The sequence below is a fragment of the Streptomyces sp. DT190 genome, from assembly GCF_049846985.1.
GTDB lineage: Bacteria > Actinomycetota > Actinomycetes > Streptomycetales > Streptomycetaceae > Streptomyces.
Genome location: NZ_JBNCNM010000021.1, coordinates 51,793 through 66,416, shown reverse-complemented (window position 1 = coordinate 66,416; position 14,624 = coordinate 51,793). Strand labels below are relative to the sequence as shown.

Annotated in this window: 19 protein-coding genes; 3 read left to right on the top strand and 16 right to left on the bottom strand. The window is 71.4% G+C overall.

Going from position 1 to position 14,624, the window contains the following annotated elements; all coding sequences use genetic code 11:
* Nucleotides 1-15 precede the first annotated feature (15 nt).
* The 4 genes from ACPXCS_RS30080 to ACPXCS_RS30065 form a co-directional block, all read right to left on the bottom strand.
* On the bottom strand, nt 16-642 hold the full coding sequence (locus ACPXCS_RS30080; protein WP_425951007.1) for a TetR family transcriptional regulator: 627 nt from the start codon (nt 640-642) through the stop codon (nt 16-18).
* 38 nt (nt 643-680) lie between these two features.
* Complete coding sequence (locus ACPXCS_RS30075) at nt 681-2,792, bottom strand: phosphotransferase (protein ID WP_425951006.1); 2,112 nt, start codon at nt 2,790-2,792, stop codon at nt 681-683.
* A 264-nt stretch (nt 2,793-3,056) separates the two neighbouring features.
* On the bottom strand, nt 3,057-3,767 hold the full coding sequence (locus tag ACPXCS_RS30070; protein WP_425951005.1) for an HAD family hydrolase: 711 nt from the start codon (nt 3,765-3,767) through the stop codon (nt 3,057-3,059).
* A gap of 29 nt (nt 3,768-3,796) precedes the next feature.
* Nucleotides 3,797-4,687 (bottom strand): winged helix-turn-helix domain-containing protein, encoded by an 891-nt coding sequence (locus tag ACPXCS_RS30065; protein ID WP_425951004.1) that lies wholly within the window; start codon nt 4,685-4,687, stop codon nt 3,797-3,799.
* Nucleotides 4,688-4,857: 170 nt separating this feature from the next.
* Between ACPXCS_RS30065 and ACPXCS_RS30060 the strand changes: the two genes are divergently transcribed.
* Complete coding sequence (locus tag ACPXCS_RS30060; RefSeq protein ID WP_425951003.1) at nt 4,858-5,046, top strand: hypothetical protein; 189 nt, start codon at nt 4,858-4,860, stop codon at nt 5,044-5,046.
* 39 nt (nt 5,047-5,085) lie between these two features.
* Here the strand turns inward: ACPXCS_RS30060 and ACPXCS_RS30055 are convergent, their stop codons facing one another.
* The 3 genes from ACPXCS_RS30055 to ACPXCS_RS30045 all read right to left on the bottom strand — a co-directional run bounded on the left by ACPXCS_RS30055 (nt 5,086) and on the right by ACPXCS_RS30045 (nt 8,211).
* Nucleotides 5,086-5,988: a FadR/GntR family transcriptional regulator gene (locus ACPXCS_RS30055; protein WP_425951002.1), complete on the bottom strand. Its 903-nt coding sequence runs from the start codon at nt 5,986-5,988 to the stop codon at nt 5,086-5,088.
* Nucleotides 5,989-6,237: 249 nt separating this feature from the next.
* A complete protein-coding gene (locus tag ACPXCS_RS30050; RefSeq protein ID WP_425951001.1) occupies nt 6,238-7,500 on the bottom strand; it encodes a GNAT family N-acetyltransferase in 1,263 nt (420 codons plus the stop codon).
* A 78-nt stretch (nt 7,501-7,578) separates the two neighbouring features.
* Nucleotides 7,579-8,211, bottom strand: a complete 633-nt coding sequence (locus ACPXCS_RS30045) for an aerial mycelium formation protein (RefSeq protein WP_425951000.1) — start codon at nt 8,209-8,211, stop codon at nt 7,579-7,581.
* A gap of 212 nt (nt 8,212-8,423) precedes the next feature.
* Between ACPXCS_RS30045 and dtd the strand changes: the two genes are divergently transcribed.
* Nucleotides 8,424-8,849: a D-aminoacyl-tRNA deacylase gene (dtd, locus tag ACPXCS_RS30040; RefSeq protein ID WP_425950999.1), complete on the top strand. Its 426-nt coding sequence runs from the start codon at nt 8,424-8,426 to the stop codon at nt 8,847-8,849.
* Nucleotides 8,850-8,868: 19 nt separating this feature from the next.
* Here dtd and ACPXCS_RS30035 read toward each other — a convergent pair whose 3' ends face one another.
* From ACPXCS_RS30035 to ACPXCS_RS30025, 3 genes are read right to left on the bottom strand one after another with little or no spacing between them, the layout of a single operon-like run.
* Nucleotides 8,869-9,834: a YgfZ/GcvT domain-containing protein gene (locus ACPXCS_RS30035; protein ID WP_425950998.1), complete on the bottom strand. Its 966-nt coding sequence runs from the start codon at nt 9,832-9,834 to the stop codon at nt 8,869-8,871.
* Nucleotides 9,835-9,844: 10 nt separating this feature from the next.
* Complete coding sequence (locus tag ACPXCS_RS30030; RefSeq protein ID WP_425950997.1) at nt 9,845-10,282, bottom strand: Fur family transcriptional regulator; 438 nt, start codon at nt 10,280-10,282, stop codon at nt 9,845-9,847.
* A 16-nt stretch (nt 10,283-10,298) separates the two neighbouring features.
* A complete protein-coding gene (locus ACPXCS_RS30025) occupies nt 10,299-10,874 on the bottom strand; it encodes an FABP family protein (protein ID WP_425950996.1) in 576 nt (191 codons plus the stop codon).
* Between the two features lie 203 nt (nt 10,875-11,077).
* Here ACPXCS_RS30025 and ACPXCS_RS30020 point away from each other — a divergent pair, with 203 nt between their 5' ends.
* Nucleotides 11,078-11,440, top strand: coding sequence for a DsrE family protein (locus ACPXCS_RS30020; protein WP_425950995.1), 363 nt, complete (start codon nt 11,078-11,080; stop codon nt 11,438-11,440).
* On the opposite strand, the gene ACPXCS_RS30015 is transcribed toward ACPXCS_RS30020, so the two are convergent.
* The 6 genes from ACPXCS_RS30015 to ACPXCS_RS29990 all read right to left on the bottom strand — a co-directional run bounded on the left by ACPXCS_RS30015 (nt 11,434) and on the right by ACPXCS_RS29990 (nt 14,577).
* On the bottom strand, nt 11,434-11,820 hold the full coding sequence (locus ACPXCS_RS30015) for a VOC family protein (protein ID WP_425950994.1): 387 nt from the start codon (nt 11,818-11,820) through the stop codon (nt 11,434-11,436). The two genes, ACPXCS_RS30020 and ACPXCS_RS30015, sit on opposite strands and share 7 nt — an antisense overlap.
* Nucleotides 11,821-11,856: 36 nt before the next feature.
* Nucleotides 11,857-12,156: a DUF3099 domain-containing protein gene (locus tag ACPXCS_RS30010; RefSeq protein WP_425950993.1), complete on the bottom strand. Its 300-nt coding sequence runs from the start codon at nt 12,154-12,156 to the stop codon at nt 11,857-11,859.
* A gap of 86 nt (nt 12,157-12,242) precedes the next feature.
* Entirely contained in the window at nt 12,243-12,530 is a 288-nt protein-coding gene (locus ACPXCS_RS30005) for a DUF1416 domain-containing protein (RefSeq protein WP_003991226.1), read from the bottom strand.
* Between the two features lie 42 nt (nt 12,531-12,572).
* Complete coding sequence (locus ACPXCS_RS30000; RefSeq protein WP_425950992.1) at nt 12,573-13,418, bottom strand: sulfurtransferase; 846 nt, start codon at nt 13,416-13,418, stop codon at nt 12,573-12,575.
* A gap of 136 nt (nt 13,419-13,554) precedes the next feature.
* The gene (locus ACPXCS_RS29995) at nt 13,555-13,635 is read right to left on the bottom strand and encodes a putative leader peptide (RefSeq protein ID WP_350310325.1); all 81 of its coding nucleotides are present in this window, start codon (nt 13,633-13,635) and stop codon (nt 13,555-13,557) included.
* Nucleotides 13,636-13,836: 201 nt separating this feature from the next.
* Nucleotides 13,837-14,577 carry a DUF2993 domain-containing protein gene (locus ACPXCS_RS29990; protein ID WP_425950991.1) on the bottom strand — a complete coding sequence of 247 codons (741 nt, stop codon included), beginning with the start codon at nt 14,575-14,577 and terminating at the stop codon, nt 13,837-13,839.
* Nucleotides 14,578-14,624 lie beyond the last annotated feature (47 nt).

The following is a 14,624-nucleotide window of genomic DNA, read 5'->3' as shown; positions in this document are numbered from 1 at the left end:
TATTACCGAGGATCGCTACGGAGTGCCGCCGCCGGGGAGGTCCGGTCCCAGCCCGGCCGCCAGCCGGCCGAAGGCCCTCTCCGCCGCCGCCACCGCGTCGGGCCGGACGTCCGCCACCCGCTCCCCGGCCGCGATCCGCCGCCAGTTCTCCAGGGCGAGCACCCGCAGCACCGCCATGATCTGCCCGGCCGCGAGCCGCGCGTCCAGATCACCCCCGAGCACCTCGGCGAGCGCGGCCTCGGACCGCTCCTGGTGGGTGTGCGCCCGGGCGACCAGGGAGGGCGTCCCGTAGAGCAGCGCGTGGAAGGCCAGCACCTCGGGGTGGTCGTTGAGCCCGGTCACGGGGTCGCACCGCTCGAGCCCGGCCAGGAAGTGCCGCCGCAGCGCGGCAACGGGCGGCTCCCCTGACTCCGCCACCACCCGCGCGGCCTCCCCCTCGTGGTCGGCGATCCGGTACAGCACCAGATCCTCCTTCGCGGGGAAGTACCGGAACAGCGTCGGCTTGGAGATCTCGGCCGCGGCCGCCACCTCCGCGACCGACACCGCGTCGAACCCCTTTTCGAGAAAGAGCCGGACGGCGATGTCCGACACGGTCTCGTACATCCGCTGCTTCTTGCGCTCACGCAGGCCGGGCTCGGTCATGGGGGGAGCCTACGCAGGTCCGCCGGACGGGACGGCGGTCAGGCGAGGGTGCGGGCGAGGTACGGGTTCGCGGAGGCGCGGGCCGGGAGCCCGAGGGAGGCGGTGGCGGCGGCGAGGGTCATGGCGTAGGAGTCGACGGCCCGGCGCACGTTGGGCGCGTCCAGGCCGGAGCCGGTGACCAGGCGGTCGAGGTCGACGTAGGCGGAGCGGACGATCTCGACCCAGCGGTAGACCGGCCAGTCCTTCCGCCAGTCCCTGGTGTACTCGGCGGGCAGCGTGTTCTCCCACTGCCGGACCATGCGCTCCCTGATCTCCGGCCGGGTCGGCGTGAGGTGGATGTGCCGCACCAGGTCGTACAGCGGATCGCCGACCATCGCCATCTCCCAGTCGATGATGGTCAGGGCCAGGTGGTCGCGCTGGGAGTGGCGCACCAGGTTCCAGGGGTTGAGGTCCCCGTGCAGCAGGGCGTGCCGGCGCGGGGTGACGCGGTGCCGGGCGAGGATCTCGCTCAGCCGGTCGGCGTCCGGCAGCCCCAGCGCCTTCGCGACCTGCTGCGACTCCCGGGGCAGCCCGCGCACCAGGGCGACCAGCTGCTGGCTGAGCCAGGTGTGGAAGTCCCACGGCCCGGTGAGCGGGTCGAGCCCTGCGTGGTCGACCCGGGTCAGTTGCCCGAGCTGGTAGACGAGCCCGTCGGCCTCGTGCGGCAGCAGGCCGTTCACCGGGTGGCTGGGGGGCCGGTCGCTGTGCAGCGGTCCGGCGTAGGTGTGGATCGCGAAGGCGTCCCCGCCGTGGCTCGTACCCAGCGCCAGCACCCTGGGGGCCGTCACGTCCACGGCGGAGCGGGCGATGGCGCGCAGCACCGCGTGCTCGCTGAGGTGGCTCGGCTCCCGGCGGCAGAACGAGGCGATCCTGCGCCGCACCACCACGGGGACGTCGATGTGCGGCACGCGGACCACGGAGTTGAGATGGGCGGTGCCCTTGAAGACCCGGCCGGCCGGGGTCGTGCCCTCGGCGATCAGGGCGTCGCGCACGGCGGAGTGCGGGAAGTCGGGCTGCTCCGGGACCCGCTTGTCGGGGGTCCAGGCGAGCGCGGGGACGGGGCGGAAGCAGCTGGGACCGCGGTGCCGGGAGTCCCGCCTGCGCAGCAGCACCCGCTCTATCTCCGTCTCCGACGGCACCCGGGCGAGGCCCAGCGGCGCGGCGGCGGCCTCCAGTGCCCGGTGCACGGCGGCCGTGGCCAGGGTCAGGCTCCGCTCGTCGAGCCGGTCGTCCAGCGACCGGGCGGCCCGCATCACGTCCGCGTAGAGCGACTGGGCCCGCTCGAAGGCGACGTAGTGACGCAGGTCCCTGGTCAGGCCGTTGACCGCCGAGGGCCGTACCTCGTCCATGGCCTCGGCCCAGGCGTCGCGCACCTCGTCCCACTGCGTGGCGGGGTAGCGCATCCGGACCAGGTGCGTGGCGAGCTCGTGCAGCGGGTCGCCGTAGGTGGCCAGCTCCCAGTCGACGGCGGCGACGGACCGGCCGTCCGCGGACACGATGAGGTTGTCACGGTGCAGGTCGGTGTGGAGCAGGGTGTACGGCCGCCGCGCCAGGGCGGGGACCCGCTCGGCCAGTCTCGTCAGCGCGTCGGCGGGCACTCCGAGCGCCTCGAACAGCCCGCCGAACTCGGCCCAGTTGGGCTGCCGGATCTGCCGGTCCGCCAGCTGGGCCAGAGCGCGCAGGAAACCGCGGCTGCCCGTGTCACCGCCGGGCCGTGCGGCCGGCAGGGGCGGCAGGCTCTCCCGCCGGACCTGCGCCATGCGGGCGACCGTCCGCATCAGGGAGGCGATCAGGGGGCGGGCGACGGGTGTGCCGTCGCCGTGGAGGCCGGACAGCGGGACGCCCTCCACATAGCTGTGGACAGCGGAACCGTTCCGCCGGGCGAGGCACTCGGGAACCCGGGGCAGCACGCCGCCGATGGCCCCGAGCACGTCGGGCTCCTGCCAGGTCCGGATCACCACGGGCAGCACGTTCAGGGCCCGCACCCGCACTATCGCCGGGGTACCGGCCGCACGCCGCACCAACCGGGCCATCGGCTCGGTGAGGGGCAGGACGAAGTTCCGGTTGTGACGGCCGTCGTACATCACGCCGTCCGACTGCGCCCGCCGCACGAACTCCCCGTAAGGATCGTGCGCGGGGACCCTCCCGGGGGAAGGGGGGGAAACCGGCTGCGAAGGCACCGGCGCTCCTGGATCAAAGTGCGAAGCTCTGGAAACTCCTGCGCAGCCTAGCGCCGCCCCGGTGCCCACACGACTCGAGACCGCTGATCGCTGGTCTCAATGAGGTAACCGAGGCGGACCGACGGGACCGGTCGCCCCACGCCGGCCGGCCGGGGCTGAGCGCGAAGCCCTCAGGACCGCACCGGGGCGCGCTCCTCAGGACGTGGACCTCAACGCGACCAGCACCTCGTCCAGCGAGTGGACGATGTGCGAGCGGTCCACCCCCGCGGCGACCAGCAGGTCCAGCTTGCGCTGGTTGCGGGCGTAGCCGAGGAACGGGACGCCCAGTTCCTGTGCGGCCTGGTAGTCCGTCCCGGCGTCGCCCAGCATCAGTGCCTGCGAGGGGTGCGCGTCCAGGGACTCCAGGGCCAGGGACAGGCAGTGCGGGTCGGGTTTCATCCGGGCGAGGTTCTCGGTGCGGCCGTAGATGTGGGGGAAGCAGCCCGTGAGCTGCCGGCTCTCTATGTAGGCGGCCGCGGCGCGCGCGGAGTTGTTCGTGGTGATGGCGAACCGGGCGCCCAGGGCCGACCACGTGCGGATGAGCGGGTCGGCGTACGGGGTGGGCAGCGCCCTGGGGACGGCGGTGAGCTCCTGCTCGGTGAGCCAGCGCTCCAGCCGGGCGATCGGAGCGCTGTCGGTGTGCCGCCGGTCGACCAGGAGCAACACGGCCTGGGGATCGGGGTCGGAGCGTTCCTCCTCGCTGAGGAGGCCGTCGAGCCCGAGCCGTTCGAGCTCCTTGACGAGGTCCCGTGCCACCCCGTTCGCCGGATGGCCCGCGAACAGCCGGCAGATCGGCCCGTCCAGGTCCCACAGGACGTAACGGACCGGAGCGAGCAGTTTGCGCAGTTCTTCGGTCGATGGCGTCACCGCACCAGTCTGCGTCGTATCAGAAGTCACTAGGAGAGTGTCAGGTCCGTCGTGATGGTTTCCCAGAGGGCGTCGAACCACTTCTGGGATTCCTCCACGAACGCCGCGTCCCGCCGGCCGCTCTCCTTCAGGAAGGAGAAGAGCAGCGACCGGGAGCCGAGGACGTCGTACATGTCGAGCGCCCTGCCGCCCCACTCCTCCTCGCGCCGGGTCAGCATGTAGTAGCCGATCAGCGCCTCCCGCTCGTTGAGGAGGTACAGCTTCACCGGCGGCGTGAAGGGCAGCGCGCGGAACCGCACCCGTACGTCCATGCCGTGCGTGGCGCGCAGCGTCATCAGGTTGTGCTCCAGGACCCGCAACTGCGCGTTGCGCATCTCCAGCCACCGCTGGTGCACCGCGTCGTCCGCCTCCTGCTCCTCCACCAGACGGGGGAAGGCGAGGTTGATGTCCCGGGAGGGGAGCAGGACGCGCAGGTCGATGGAGGCGGGCCGGGTGCGGCCCTCGTGGATGCGCCGCAGCGGCTCCCCCAGCGCGACCATCAGCGTCTCGGAGGTGTGGCACACCACGTCCACGTGGACGGCCGTCGCCGCGAACGCCTCCGTCAGGCGTGGGGCCAGGCCCACCATCGTCGGCTGGGGCTCGTCCCGGGCCGGAGCCGGGGCGGCGATGCGCGGGGGGCTGCCCTTGCTGACATTGGTGAGCAGGCCGTCCTCCTGGAGGACCCGCAGGGCCTGGCGCACCGTGCCGCGCTCCACGCCGAACTCCTCGGCCAGCTCGGCCTGGGTGGGCAGGCGGTCGCCCGGCCTGAGTTCACCGGCGCGGATACGTTCCCGCAGGTCGTCGGCGATCTCCTGGGGTGAGCGCCTTCTGCTGCCGTTCACTGCCACGTTCTCCGCCACGTTCTCCTGGGCCACGACCAAACGCTACAACTTTGATCCATCTAGGGGGAGTTGTTTGGTACTTGTTTATGGCTACCGGCCAAGTGGGGACAACTTAAGCAGAGTTGGTTGCCAACTTCTCGTAGTTGGCGGAAGTTTTGCTTCCGAGGTTCCGCACTCCCGGACTTCCGGACTTCCGAAGGGGGAATCCGATGCCTGCCCTCGCTCTGCTCTCCGCCGCCTTCGTCGTCGCCTTCGAGCAGCTCGTGCAGTGGAAGTACGGCCCGGCCGGCATCGTCGGCCTGATCCTTCTCACCGTGGGCATCAAGGCCAAGAGCCCGGCCGTCAGCTCCGTGGGGGCCGTCGTCCTCGCGCTGCTGATGACGGGCCCGGCCAGGTGAGGCACGCCACCTGCCCGGCACCGGTCACCGTGGGAGACCTCAGCTCGTGAGCACCAGCTCCGAACTGATCGTCTCCCACAACGCGTTGAACCACAGATGGGACTGCTCGACGAACGTCGTGTCACGCAGCCCGGGGCCCTGCCGGAAGGAGAACAGCATCGACCGGGTGCCCTGGGCGTCGTACATCTGCAGCGGCTCGTGGTCGAACTCGGCCTCCCGGCGCGTCAGCGTGTAGTACGCGAACAGCGCCTCCGAGCCGTTGAGCAGGTACAGCTTCACCGGCGGCGTGAAGGGCAGCGCCCGGAACGTGACGTGCACGTCGATGCCGTGGGTGGCGCGCAGGGCCAGCAGGTTGTGCTGGAGCACCTGCCCCTGGGCGTTGCGCATCGCCAGCCACCGCTCGTGCACCCAGTCGTCCCTGTGCCCCTCGACCGGCACCGGGAAGGCGAGGTCGATGTCCCGGCTGGGCAGCAGGACCCGGACGTCGACCTTGGCCGGTTTCAGTCGTCCCGCGTGGATCTGGCGCAGCGGCTCACCGATGGCGAGCGTGAGGGAGACGGAGGTGAGGCACACCGCGTCGATCTCGACGTGCTCCGCGGCGAACGCCGCCGCGATCCGGGGCGCGAGCGCCACCGTCGTGGGCATCGGCGGGGCGTCCGGGCCGGTCAGCGCCCCGGCCGGGTCGGCGGCGACGGTCGCGGGACTGCCCTTGGAGACGTTGGTCAGCAACCGCTCGGCCTGCAGGACGCGCAGCGCCCGGCGCACCGCGCCGCGCTCGACACCGAACTCGTGGGCCAGCTGGGCCTGGGTGGGCATGCGTTGCCCCGGACGCAGTGCTCCTGACCTGATCCGGGCGCGCAGTTCCTCGGCCACCTCGTGATGTGTTCTCTGTGGCCGCTGCGACCTCTTCCGCCCACCGGCGGAGGTGTGTTCGGGGTCCACCACTCAACGCTACAACTTCCCGCCATCTTTGGGCAGTTCAGCGAAAGGTGGTTATGAGCCGCTTCCCGGCGGAGATAAGTACAGAGAAGTTGGTCACCAACTTGCGCGACCTGGTCAGACCTTCAGGAGGTTGGCCGGCCCGCTCGGGGGCTCCCTTCCGGAGGGGAGCCGGGAGCCCCGCCGCACGACACCACAACCGAACAGCTCGCTACGGATGCGGGCCCCTGACCACCGGCAGAAGGGAGCGGCTCAGAACAGGTCCGGGCACCACGGCCGCCTGGACGTACGCAGCAGGGCGTCGGCCTTCCGGGCGGCGCCCGCTCGTTCTTCCCGCACCCGGCCCAGCGCGGCCAGCCGCACCGCCGACTCGTCCCCGAGCCACAGCGCCGCGAGTTCGCCCGGCCCGAGCACCAGCTCCGCGCTCCCGGTGGCCGGCGTGCACGACGCCCCGGCGGCGGAGGCGTCCAGCCGGTAGCGCCCGCCGGTCAGCCCGTCCACACCGGCGACCTCCAGCACCAGCGTCCCCTCCCCCTCGTACGTCCGCGCCTCCAGGGCCCGTGCGACGTCCAGGATCCGCACCCACAGCCAGTCCGCCAGGGACGTCAGGGCGGCGGCCCGCGGATCGGGCAGGAGGTGCGGGAGCAGGTCGTCGGGGGCGCGCCAGCCGCTCTTGACCCGCACCACCCAGTCGACGGAGCACAGGTACTGCCACAGGGCGCGCTCGGCGGCCGGTGTGACCCCGGTCAGCCACCGCACCGTCGCCGTGTTCAACGGCTGCTTGGCATCGCCCCAGTTGTCGTCCACGTCGTAGGCGGCCATGCCCTCGACCTCGCCGGAGGCGGAGCGGTACACGGCGTAGAAGGGGTCCTTCCAGGACGGGTCGGCCCGCACCGCGCCGGTGTTCCACTTCCACCAGATCTCGTCGCGGTCGATGGCGCCGGGCTGCAGCCGGCACAGCCGCGCGTGCAGGTCGGGGCCGAGCTTGCGGATCTCCTCGCCGTCCACCAGGTCGATCCGCCCGCCGTCCGCCGGGCCCGCCCAGCGGGGGTCGAGGCCGGCGCGCGGCACGTCGACCGTCCACTCGGCCGTCCGGGCCGCCACCCCGAAGCCGTAGCGGCCGTAGATCGGGTACTCGGCGGCGATCAGCGTCGCCACGACGTCCCCGCGCTCCTTCGCGGCGGCCAGGTCCCGCGCCATCATCCGGCTGAGCAGTCCCCGGCGGCGGTGGGTGGCGTGCACGGTGACGCCCGAGACGGCGTCGGCCGGGATCCGGGCCCCGCCGACGACCGTGAGCTCCTGGTCGAAGGAGCGGAAGGTGGCCACGCACCGGCCGCCGTCGAAGGCGCCGAGGTAGCGGCCCGGGACGAACCGCTCACGGCGGGCGTCGAGCTCCTCCTCGGTCACGGCGGACGAGCGCAGGAAGCCGGTGTTCACGGCGCGCAGCCAGTCGGCGAACTCGGCTTCGGCGATGGGGCGTACGTCGATGCCGTCGGCACGTGAGGCGGAGGTCATGGGATCACGCTAGGCAAAGGGCCGGCCGGTGTCGCGTCGATTTCCGACCGGCCCCTGACGGGCTGCGCGCGAAGCCGCTCAGACCAGCAGGTCGTCGACCTGTGCCTCGCCCTCGCGGTACCGGCGCGCGATCTCCGCGCTGCACCGGTCGGCCGTGCGCTGCAGCCGCTGGCGGCGCCGGGAGACCTGTTGCTCGTGGCGCACGAGCCGCCCGATCCCGGTGTTCAGCTCCGGGTCCGTGCGCGCGTTCAGGTCGGACAGCCCGACCTCGTCGAGCATCTCCGCGGCCAGCCGCCGGAACTCCTCGCCCTGCGGGGTGCCCAGGGTCACGTGCCGGGCGGAGGAGCGGTGCCGGGCCGGGGCGTCGCGCAGGATCTCCCCCAGCCGCTCCACGACGGACGCCTCCGCGGGCACGGCGACGGAGGTCACCTCCACCGGGGCGCGCCGCGCCAGTTCCGCGCGCAGGATGTCGATGCGGCCCTGCAGCAGCCGCCGCAGATAGCTGAGGTCGGCCTCGTCGCGCTGGGCCTCGCGGCGCAGCTCGCGCAGTTCGGGCAGGCTCAGCGCGACCAGATCGGGCTCGGGAGCGTCCGAGGGCAGCCGCGGGCTGTCCGTGCGCTGGGTGGGCGGCCGGTGGTACTCCGACGTCCCGACCCCCGTGTATGCCGACCGGACAGCCCCCGGGTGCTGCCCGGTGCTTGATGTGCTCATGTGCCTCAACCGTCCCCTCGACCGGTGTGTGAATGCATCGTGCCACCCCAAGTGGCCCCTATGGGAACGAGTGGTCCCGATAGACCCCAGATGGGCGGTTAAGCAGCAAAATACGGTCCAGCACAGGCAGTTGGCGTCCGCCGCAAACCACCCTTTCGGGCCATGCGCACACCACGCGCGGCCCTGACGTCACCTCCCGGCATGATGGACACATGCGAGCAGTGGTGCAGAGGGTGGACGGCGCGAGCGTCGTCGTGGACGGCGAGACGGTGGGGTCGATCGAGGGCGAGGGGCTGTGCGTCCTCGTCGGCGTGACCCACGAGGACACCAAGGAGAAGGCGGCCCAGCTCGCCCGCAAGCTGTGGTCGATCCGCATGCTGCACGACGAGAGGTCCTGCAGCGACACCGACGCCCCGCTTCTGGTGATCAGCCAGTTCACCCTCTACGGAGACGCCCGCAAGGGCCGCCGCCCCACGTGGAACGCGGCCGCCCCCGGTGACGTCGCCGAGCCGCTGGTGGACGAGGTGGTCGCCCAGCTGCGCGCGCTGGGCGCGACGGTGGCGACGGGCCGTTTCGGAGCGGCGATGAGGGTATCGCTCACGAACGACGGCCCGTTCACCGTGCTGATCGAAATCTGACCCGAAAGATCTACAAGTCCTACGGCTCGACGACGACTTCCTGGGCCGCGGCCGTGTCCCCGGCCACCAGGGGCGCGTCCACGGCCACGTTCCGCTTCACCAGGGCGAGGGCGACCGGGCCCAGCTCGTGGTGGCGTGCGGAGGTCGTGATGAAGCCGATCTTCCGGCCGTCGGGCCCGTCCTGGGCGAGCCGCAGCTCGGTGCCGGCCACCGGCAGGTGGACCTCGCTGCCGTCCAGGTGCAGGAAGACCAGGCGGCGCGGCGGCTTGCCCAGGTTCTGCACCCGGGCGACCGTCTCCTGGCCCCGGTAGCAGCCCTTCTGCAGGTGCACCGCCGAGCCGATCCAGCCCAGCTCGTGCGGGATGGTGCGGTGGTCGGTCTCGAAGCCGAGCCGGGGCCGGTGCTGCTCCACGCGCAGCGCCTCGTGGGCGAGGATCCCGGCGGGCGGCCCGGCCTGCGCGGCGTAGGCCTCCAGGTCGGCGCGCGGCAGGAACAGGTCCCGCCCGTGCGGGGTCTCCCGTACGGCGACGCCCTCGGGGACCTCGGCGATGGAGCCGGCCGGGAGGTGGACGACCGCGATGTCGGCGGTCCGGTCGGCGACCTCGACCCGGTAGAAGAACTTCATCGACTCCAGGTAGGCGATCAGCGCCTCCTGGGTGTCCGGCTCGACGTGGGCCCAGACCGTCTCCCCGTCGTCGACGAGGTACAGCGCGTGCTCGATGTGGCCGTTCGCGGAGAGGATCAGCGCCTCGGTGGCCTCGCCCGGCGGCAGCTCGCTGACGTGCTGGGTGAGCAGCAGGTGCAGCCAGGCCAGCCGGTCCTCGCCGGTGACGGTGACGACCCCCCGGTGCGAGAGGTCCACGAATCCGGCGCCGTCGGCGAGGGCGCGCTGCTCACGGAACAGATCGCCGTAGTGGGCGGCGACGCCTTCGTCCACGCCCTCGGCGGGGACGGCGCCGGGCAGGGTCAGCAGAGGGCTCTTCATGTCCCCAAGCCTACGACTCGGTAGTTGAAGCCTTGAGCGTGCAGTCCCGGCACCGGCCGAAGATCGCGAAGTGCTTCAGGTCCGTGTCGAACCCGAAGGTCTGCCGGAGCTTGTCCGTGAACTCCGCGGCCACGGAGACGTCGGCCTCGATGACGTTCTGGCAGTCCCGGCACACCAGGTGGATGTGGTGGTGCCGGTCCGCGAGGTGGTACGTCGGCGCCCCGTGGCCCAGATGCGCGTGGCTGACCAGGCCGAGCTCCTCCAGGAGCTCCAGCGTCCGGTACACCGTGGAAATGTTGACCCCCGACGCCGTCTTCCTCACTTCCACGAGGATGTCGTCGGGGGTCGCGTGTTCCAGGGTGTCCACGGCTTCGAGCACGAGTTGCCGCTGCGGGGTCAGCCGGTAGCCGCGCTGCCGCAGATCGCTCTTCCAGTCGGTGCTCACCACACCGGCCAGTCTAGGACTACTTGAAGAAAGCGATCCCGTCGTCCGGCATGTCGTCGGGCAGGGCCTTGGCCCAGCGCTCGACCTCCTCCGGCGTGACGACCTTCTTCAGGTGGGCCGACATGTAGGGGCGCAGCTCGACGTCGGGGGTCTGCTTCTCGCCGACCCACATCAGGTCGCTCTTGACGTAGCCGTAGAGCCGCTTGCCGCCGGTGTAGGGCTGCGAGGCGGCCGTGCGGGCCACGGCGTCGGTGACGAGGTCGATCTGCGGCTTCTTGTCCGCCAGCTCGCCGTACCAGATCTCGATGACGCCGTCGTCGCGGGTCATCGTCACCTCGACCTTGCGGTCGGCGTCGACACGCCAGAAGCCGTGCTCGGACTCCAGCGGGCGGACCTTGTTGCCGTCGTTGTCCAGGACCCACGTGTGGGACCGGTATTCCAGGAAGTCCCGGCCGTCGTGGGTGAAGGCGACCTCCTGCCCGAAGTTGCACTTCTCGGAGCCGGGGAAGTCGTGCACACCGGCCCCCGCCCAGTTCCCGAGCAGGAAGGCGAGCGGGACGAGGTCCTTGTGGAGGTCGGACGGGATCTCGATCATCAGAACTTCCTAGAGGTGGGTCAGCGCTGGCCCTGGTACAGCTTCTTCACGGTCAGTCCGGCGAACGCGAGGACGCCGACGGCGACCAGGACCAACAGGATTTCGAAGAAAAGCTCCACGGGGTGCTCCTTGAGCGGGCTGCGGATGTGTGCACAGGGCCGGCCCCAGCTTACGCGGGCCCCTGCGGCACTACGATTCCGGCTATGGCGAAGAAGCTGGTGATCAAGGTGACGGCCGGGGCGGACGCCCCCGAGCGGTGTTCCCAGGCGTTCACGGTCGCGGCGGTGGCCGTGGCGAGCGGCGTCGACGTCTCCCTGTGGCTGACCGGCGAGTCCGCCTGGTTCGCGCTCCCCGGCCGCGCCGCCGAGTTCGAGCTGCCGCACGCGGCGCCCCTGCCCGACCTGCTGGACTCGGTCCTGGCGGCCGGCCGCGTCACCCTGTGCACGCAGTGCGCGGCCCGCCGCGGCATCACGGAGCAGGACGTCGTCGAGGGTGTCCGCATCGCGGGCGCGCAGGTCTTCGTCCAGGAGGCGATGGCCGACGGCACGCAGGCCCTCGTCTACTGAGACGTGCCCGTGGTTTCGGTGTAGAGGCAGAACGGATGCCCGGCCGGGTCCAGCAGCACCCGGACGTCTTCCTGCGGCTGGAAGTCCGCCAGCCGCGCCCCCACGGCCACGGCCCGGGCGGTCTCCCGCTCCAGGTCGTCGACCTCGATGTCGAGGTGGAGCATCATCTGCTGCCGGTCCGGGCGGCCCGGCCAGACGGGCGGCTCGTAGGCCGTCTCGGTCTGGAAGGCCAGGCCCGCGCCGCCGCCGGGCGGCCGGATCTCCATCCAGTCCGGATCGCCCTCGTCGCGCCACACGCTCCAGCCGGGCAGCAGCCGTAAGTAGAAGTCCGCGAGTTCCCGTGCGTCGGGTGCGTCCAGCACCGTCGCTGTCAGTCTCATGCAGCCGGGATACCCCGGGCGGCCGGGAGGACTCCCTCACCGCGGCCGTTTCCTGCCGTCCAGCTCGTCCCACCACTCGTCGGACTGCGGGTCTCCGTGGGGGTCCCCCCTGCTCGAGCGAAGCCGAGAGCTCGGGGGAGGATCGTCCCACCAGCGGTCCTCGGGGCCCCGACGGTTGGCGACGATGGCCGCCACGGGCGGGATGACCATCGCGACGACGCACATCCCGACGGCCACCGGGACGGACCACAGCCGCACGACGCCCCAGGCCAGGACGAACAGGCCGATGCAGAGCCCCATCAGGGCGAAGTACCTGCGCCGCCGCCGTGCGTACATGTCTCCAGCGTAGGTCCGGGCAGGCCGAAGGGCCGCACCCCAGGCGTCCAACCCGGTGGGTGCGGCCCTTCGAGGACCGGTCGCCGTCAGACGGCGATCGCGACCTCCGCCAGGCCGCCCTGCTGGGCGACGACCGTGCGGTCGGCGGTGGCGCCGGGCACGAGGGCACGGACGGTCCAGGTGCCCTCGGCCGCGTAGAAGCGGAACTGTCCGGTCGCCGAGGTCGGCACCTCGGCCGTGAACTCGCCGGTCGAGTCCAGCAGGCGGACGTAGCCCACCACGGGCTCGCCGTCCTTGGTCACCTGACCCTGGATCGTGGTCTCACCGGGCTTGATCGTCGAGGCGTCGGGGCCGCCGGCCTTCGCACCACACATGTCGTACTCCTGAAGGGGTCGGAAGAGGTCGGTCGGGGTCGCTTACTTGCCGGCGCCGAGCTCGATCGGCACACCCACCAGGGAGCCGTACTCGGTCCAGGAGCCGTCGTAGTTCTTGACGTTCTGCACGCCGAGCAGCTCGTGCAGGACGAACCACGTCAGCGCGGAGCGCTCACCGATGCGGCAGTAGGCGATGGTGTCCTTCGCCAGGTCGACGCTCTCCTCCTCGTAGAGGGCCTTGAGCTCCTCGTCCGACTTGAAGGTGCCGTCGTCGTTGGCGTTCTTGGACCACGGGATGTTGCGGGCGCTGGGCACGTGGCCCGGGCGCTGCGACTGCTCCTGCGGCAGGTGGGCCGGGGCGAGGAGCTTGCCGGAGAACTCGTCGGGCGAGCGCACGTCGACCAGGTTCTGCGAACCGATGGCGGCGACGACGTCGTCCCGGAAGGCGCGGATGGACGTGTCCTGGGCCTTGGCCTTGTAGTCCGTCTTGGCGCGCTCGGGCACCTCGTCGCCGGGGACCAGCTCGCGGGCGTCGAGCTCCCACTTCTTGCGGCCGCCGTCGAGGAGCTTGACGTTCTCGTGGCCGTAGAGCTTGAAGTACCAGTACGCGTAGGAGGCGAACCAGTTGTTGTTGCCGCCGTAGAGGACCACGGTGTGGTCGTTGGCGATGCCCTTCTCCGACAGGAGCTTCTCGAAGCCCTCCTGGTCGACGAAGTCACGGCGGACCGGGTCCTGGAGGTCCTTGGTCCAGTCGATGCGGATCGCGTTCCTGATGTGGTTCTTCTCGTAGGCGGACGTGTCCTCGTCCACCTCGACGATGGCGATGGTCGGGTCGTCCAGGTGCTCCTGGAGCCAGTCGGCGTCGACCAGGACGTCGCTGCGGCTCATGCTCTTTCTCCTCCGGGGCAGTTGCGGCGGGGCGTGCGAGATCTGTGGGCGCGCGCCCGTGACGGGGCGGCACACGAGTGCCCTTGATGCAGGGCGGCGGGGATGCGCGCACCGGCTCACGGGCCGGCGCGGTCGCTCAGAAGGTGCGACAGAGCATGGCGGCGACGCGGCACAGGTCTACTGCCCGCCGCTTCGTGAGGTCCGCCTGTCGCTTCATGCCGTCGATCGTAGGGACGGTCGGGCGGGCATGTCACCGGCGTGTCGCATACTGAGACGGGATGGTCCGCATGATGGGATCGCGAGCCTCTCGGCCCGTGCCGCGCACGGCCTCCCACCGGTTGCGTCGGCCGTCACATCTACGCTGCGGACTCCACCGTCTCGCCCACCGGACAGTCCTGGTGGCGGGCCCGCGTCCGTTCTACCCGGCGAGCCGGACGTCGGAACCCTTCACCGTGATCTCGACGCCGTCCGGGGCCGCCTGCACCTTGTCCAGCGTGATGCCGCCGGGCAGGCCGTCGATCTTCTGCTGGAAGTCGGTGATCGTGCGGACCCGGTTCTCGGCGAGGTCCACACCGGCGAACTCAGGCAGGCCGTCGGCCTTGACCCGTACGGTGTCGCCGTCGACCACGGTCACGGTGCTGAGCACCGAGACCGGCTCGGGCAGCTTGGTGCCGAGGACGGTGGCCTCGACCGCGACCTTGATCTTGCCGTTGCCGCCGTCGGAGAGGCCGACGACGTTGGCGGTGACGCCCGGGGCGACCTGGGTGGGCTCCGACTTCGCCGTCTTCAGCAGCTCGTCGTAGGCCACGGTCGCGGTGCCGGTGGCCGAGGTGGCGGTGGCCGAGCTGTAGTCGCCGGAGAACTCGACGCCCTTCATGTCGGCCCGGAGGTCGTCGATACGGATCTTCCGGCCGCCGTCGCCCGCGGCGGCCTCGTAGCTGTCGATGCCGACCTCGATGTCGTCCAGGGTGCCGCCGACGACCTGGGTGAGGAACGGGAAGCCCTTGATGGACACGTCGGGGGTGGCCGCGAGGTTCTCGGTGGCCTTCAGGCGGTCGGCGGCCTCGCCCTCGGCGACGTTCACGGCGATGCGGTCGGCGATGACGAAGAGTCCGCCCAGTACCACGACGAAGATCAGCAGTATGCGCAGTGCTCGCATGCGGTGTCGTCCCCCACCCAGTCGTTGTGCGACAGCGGTCCCTGACG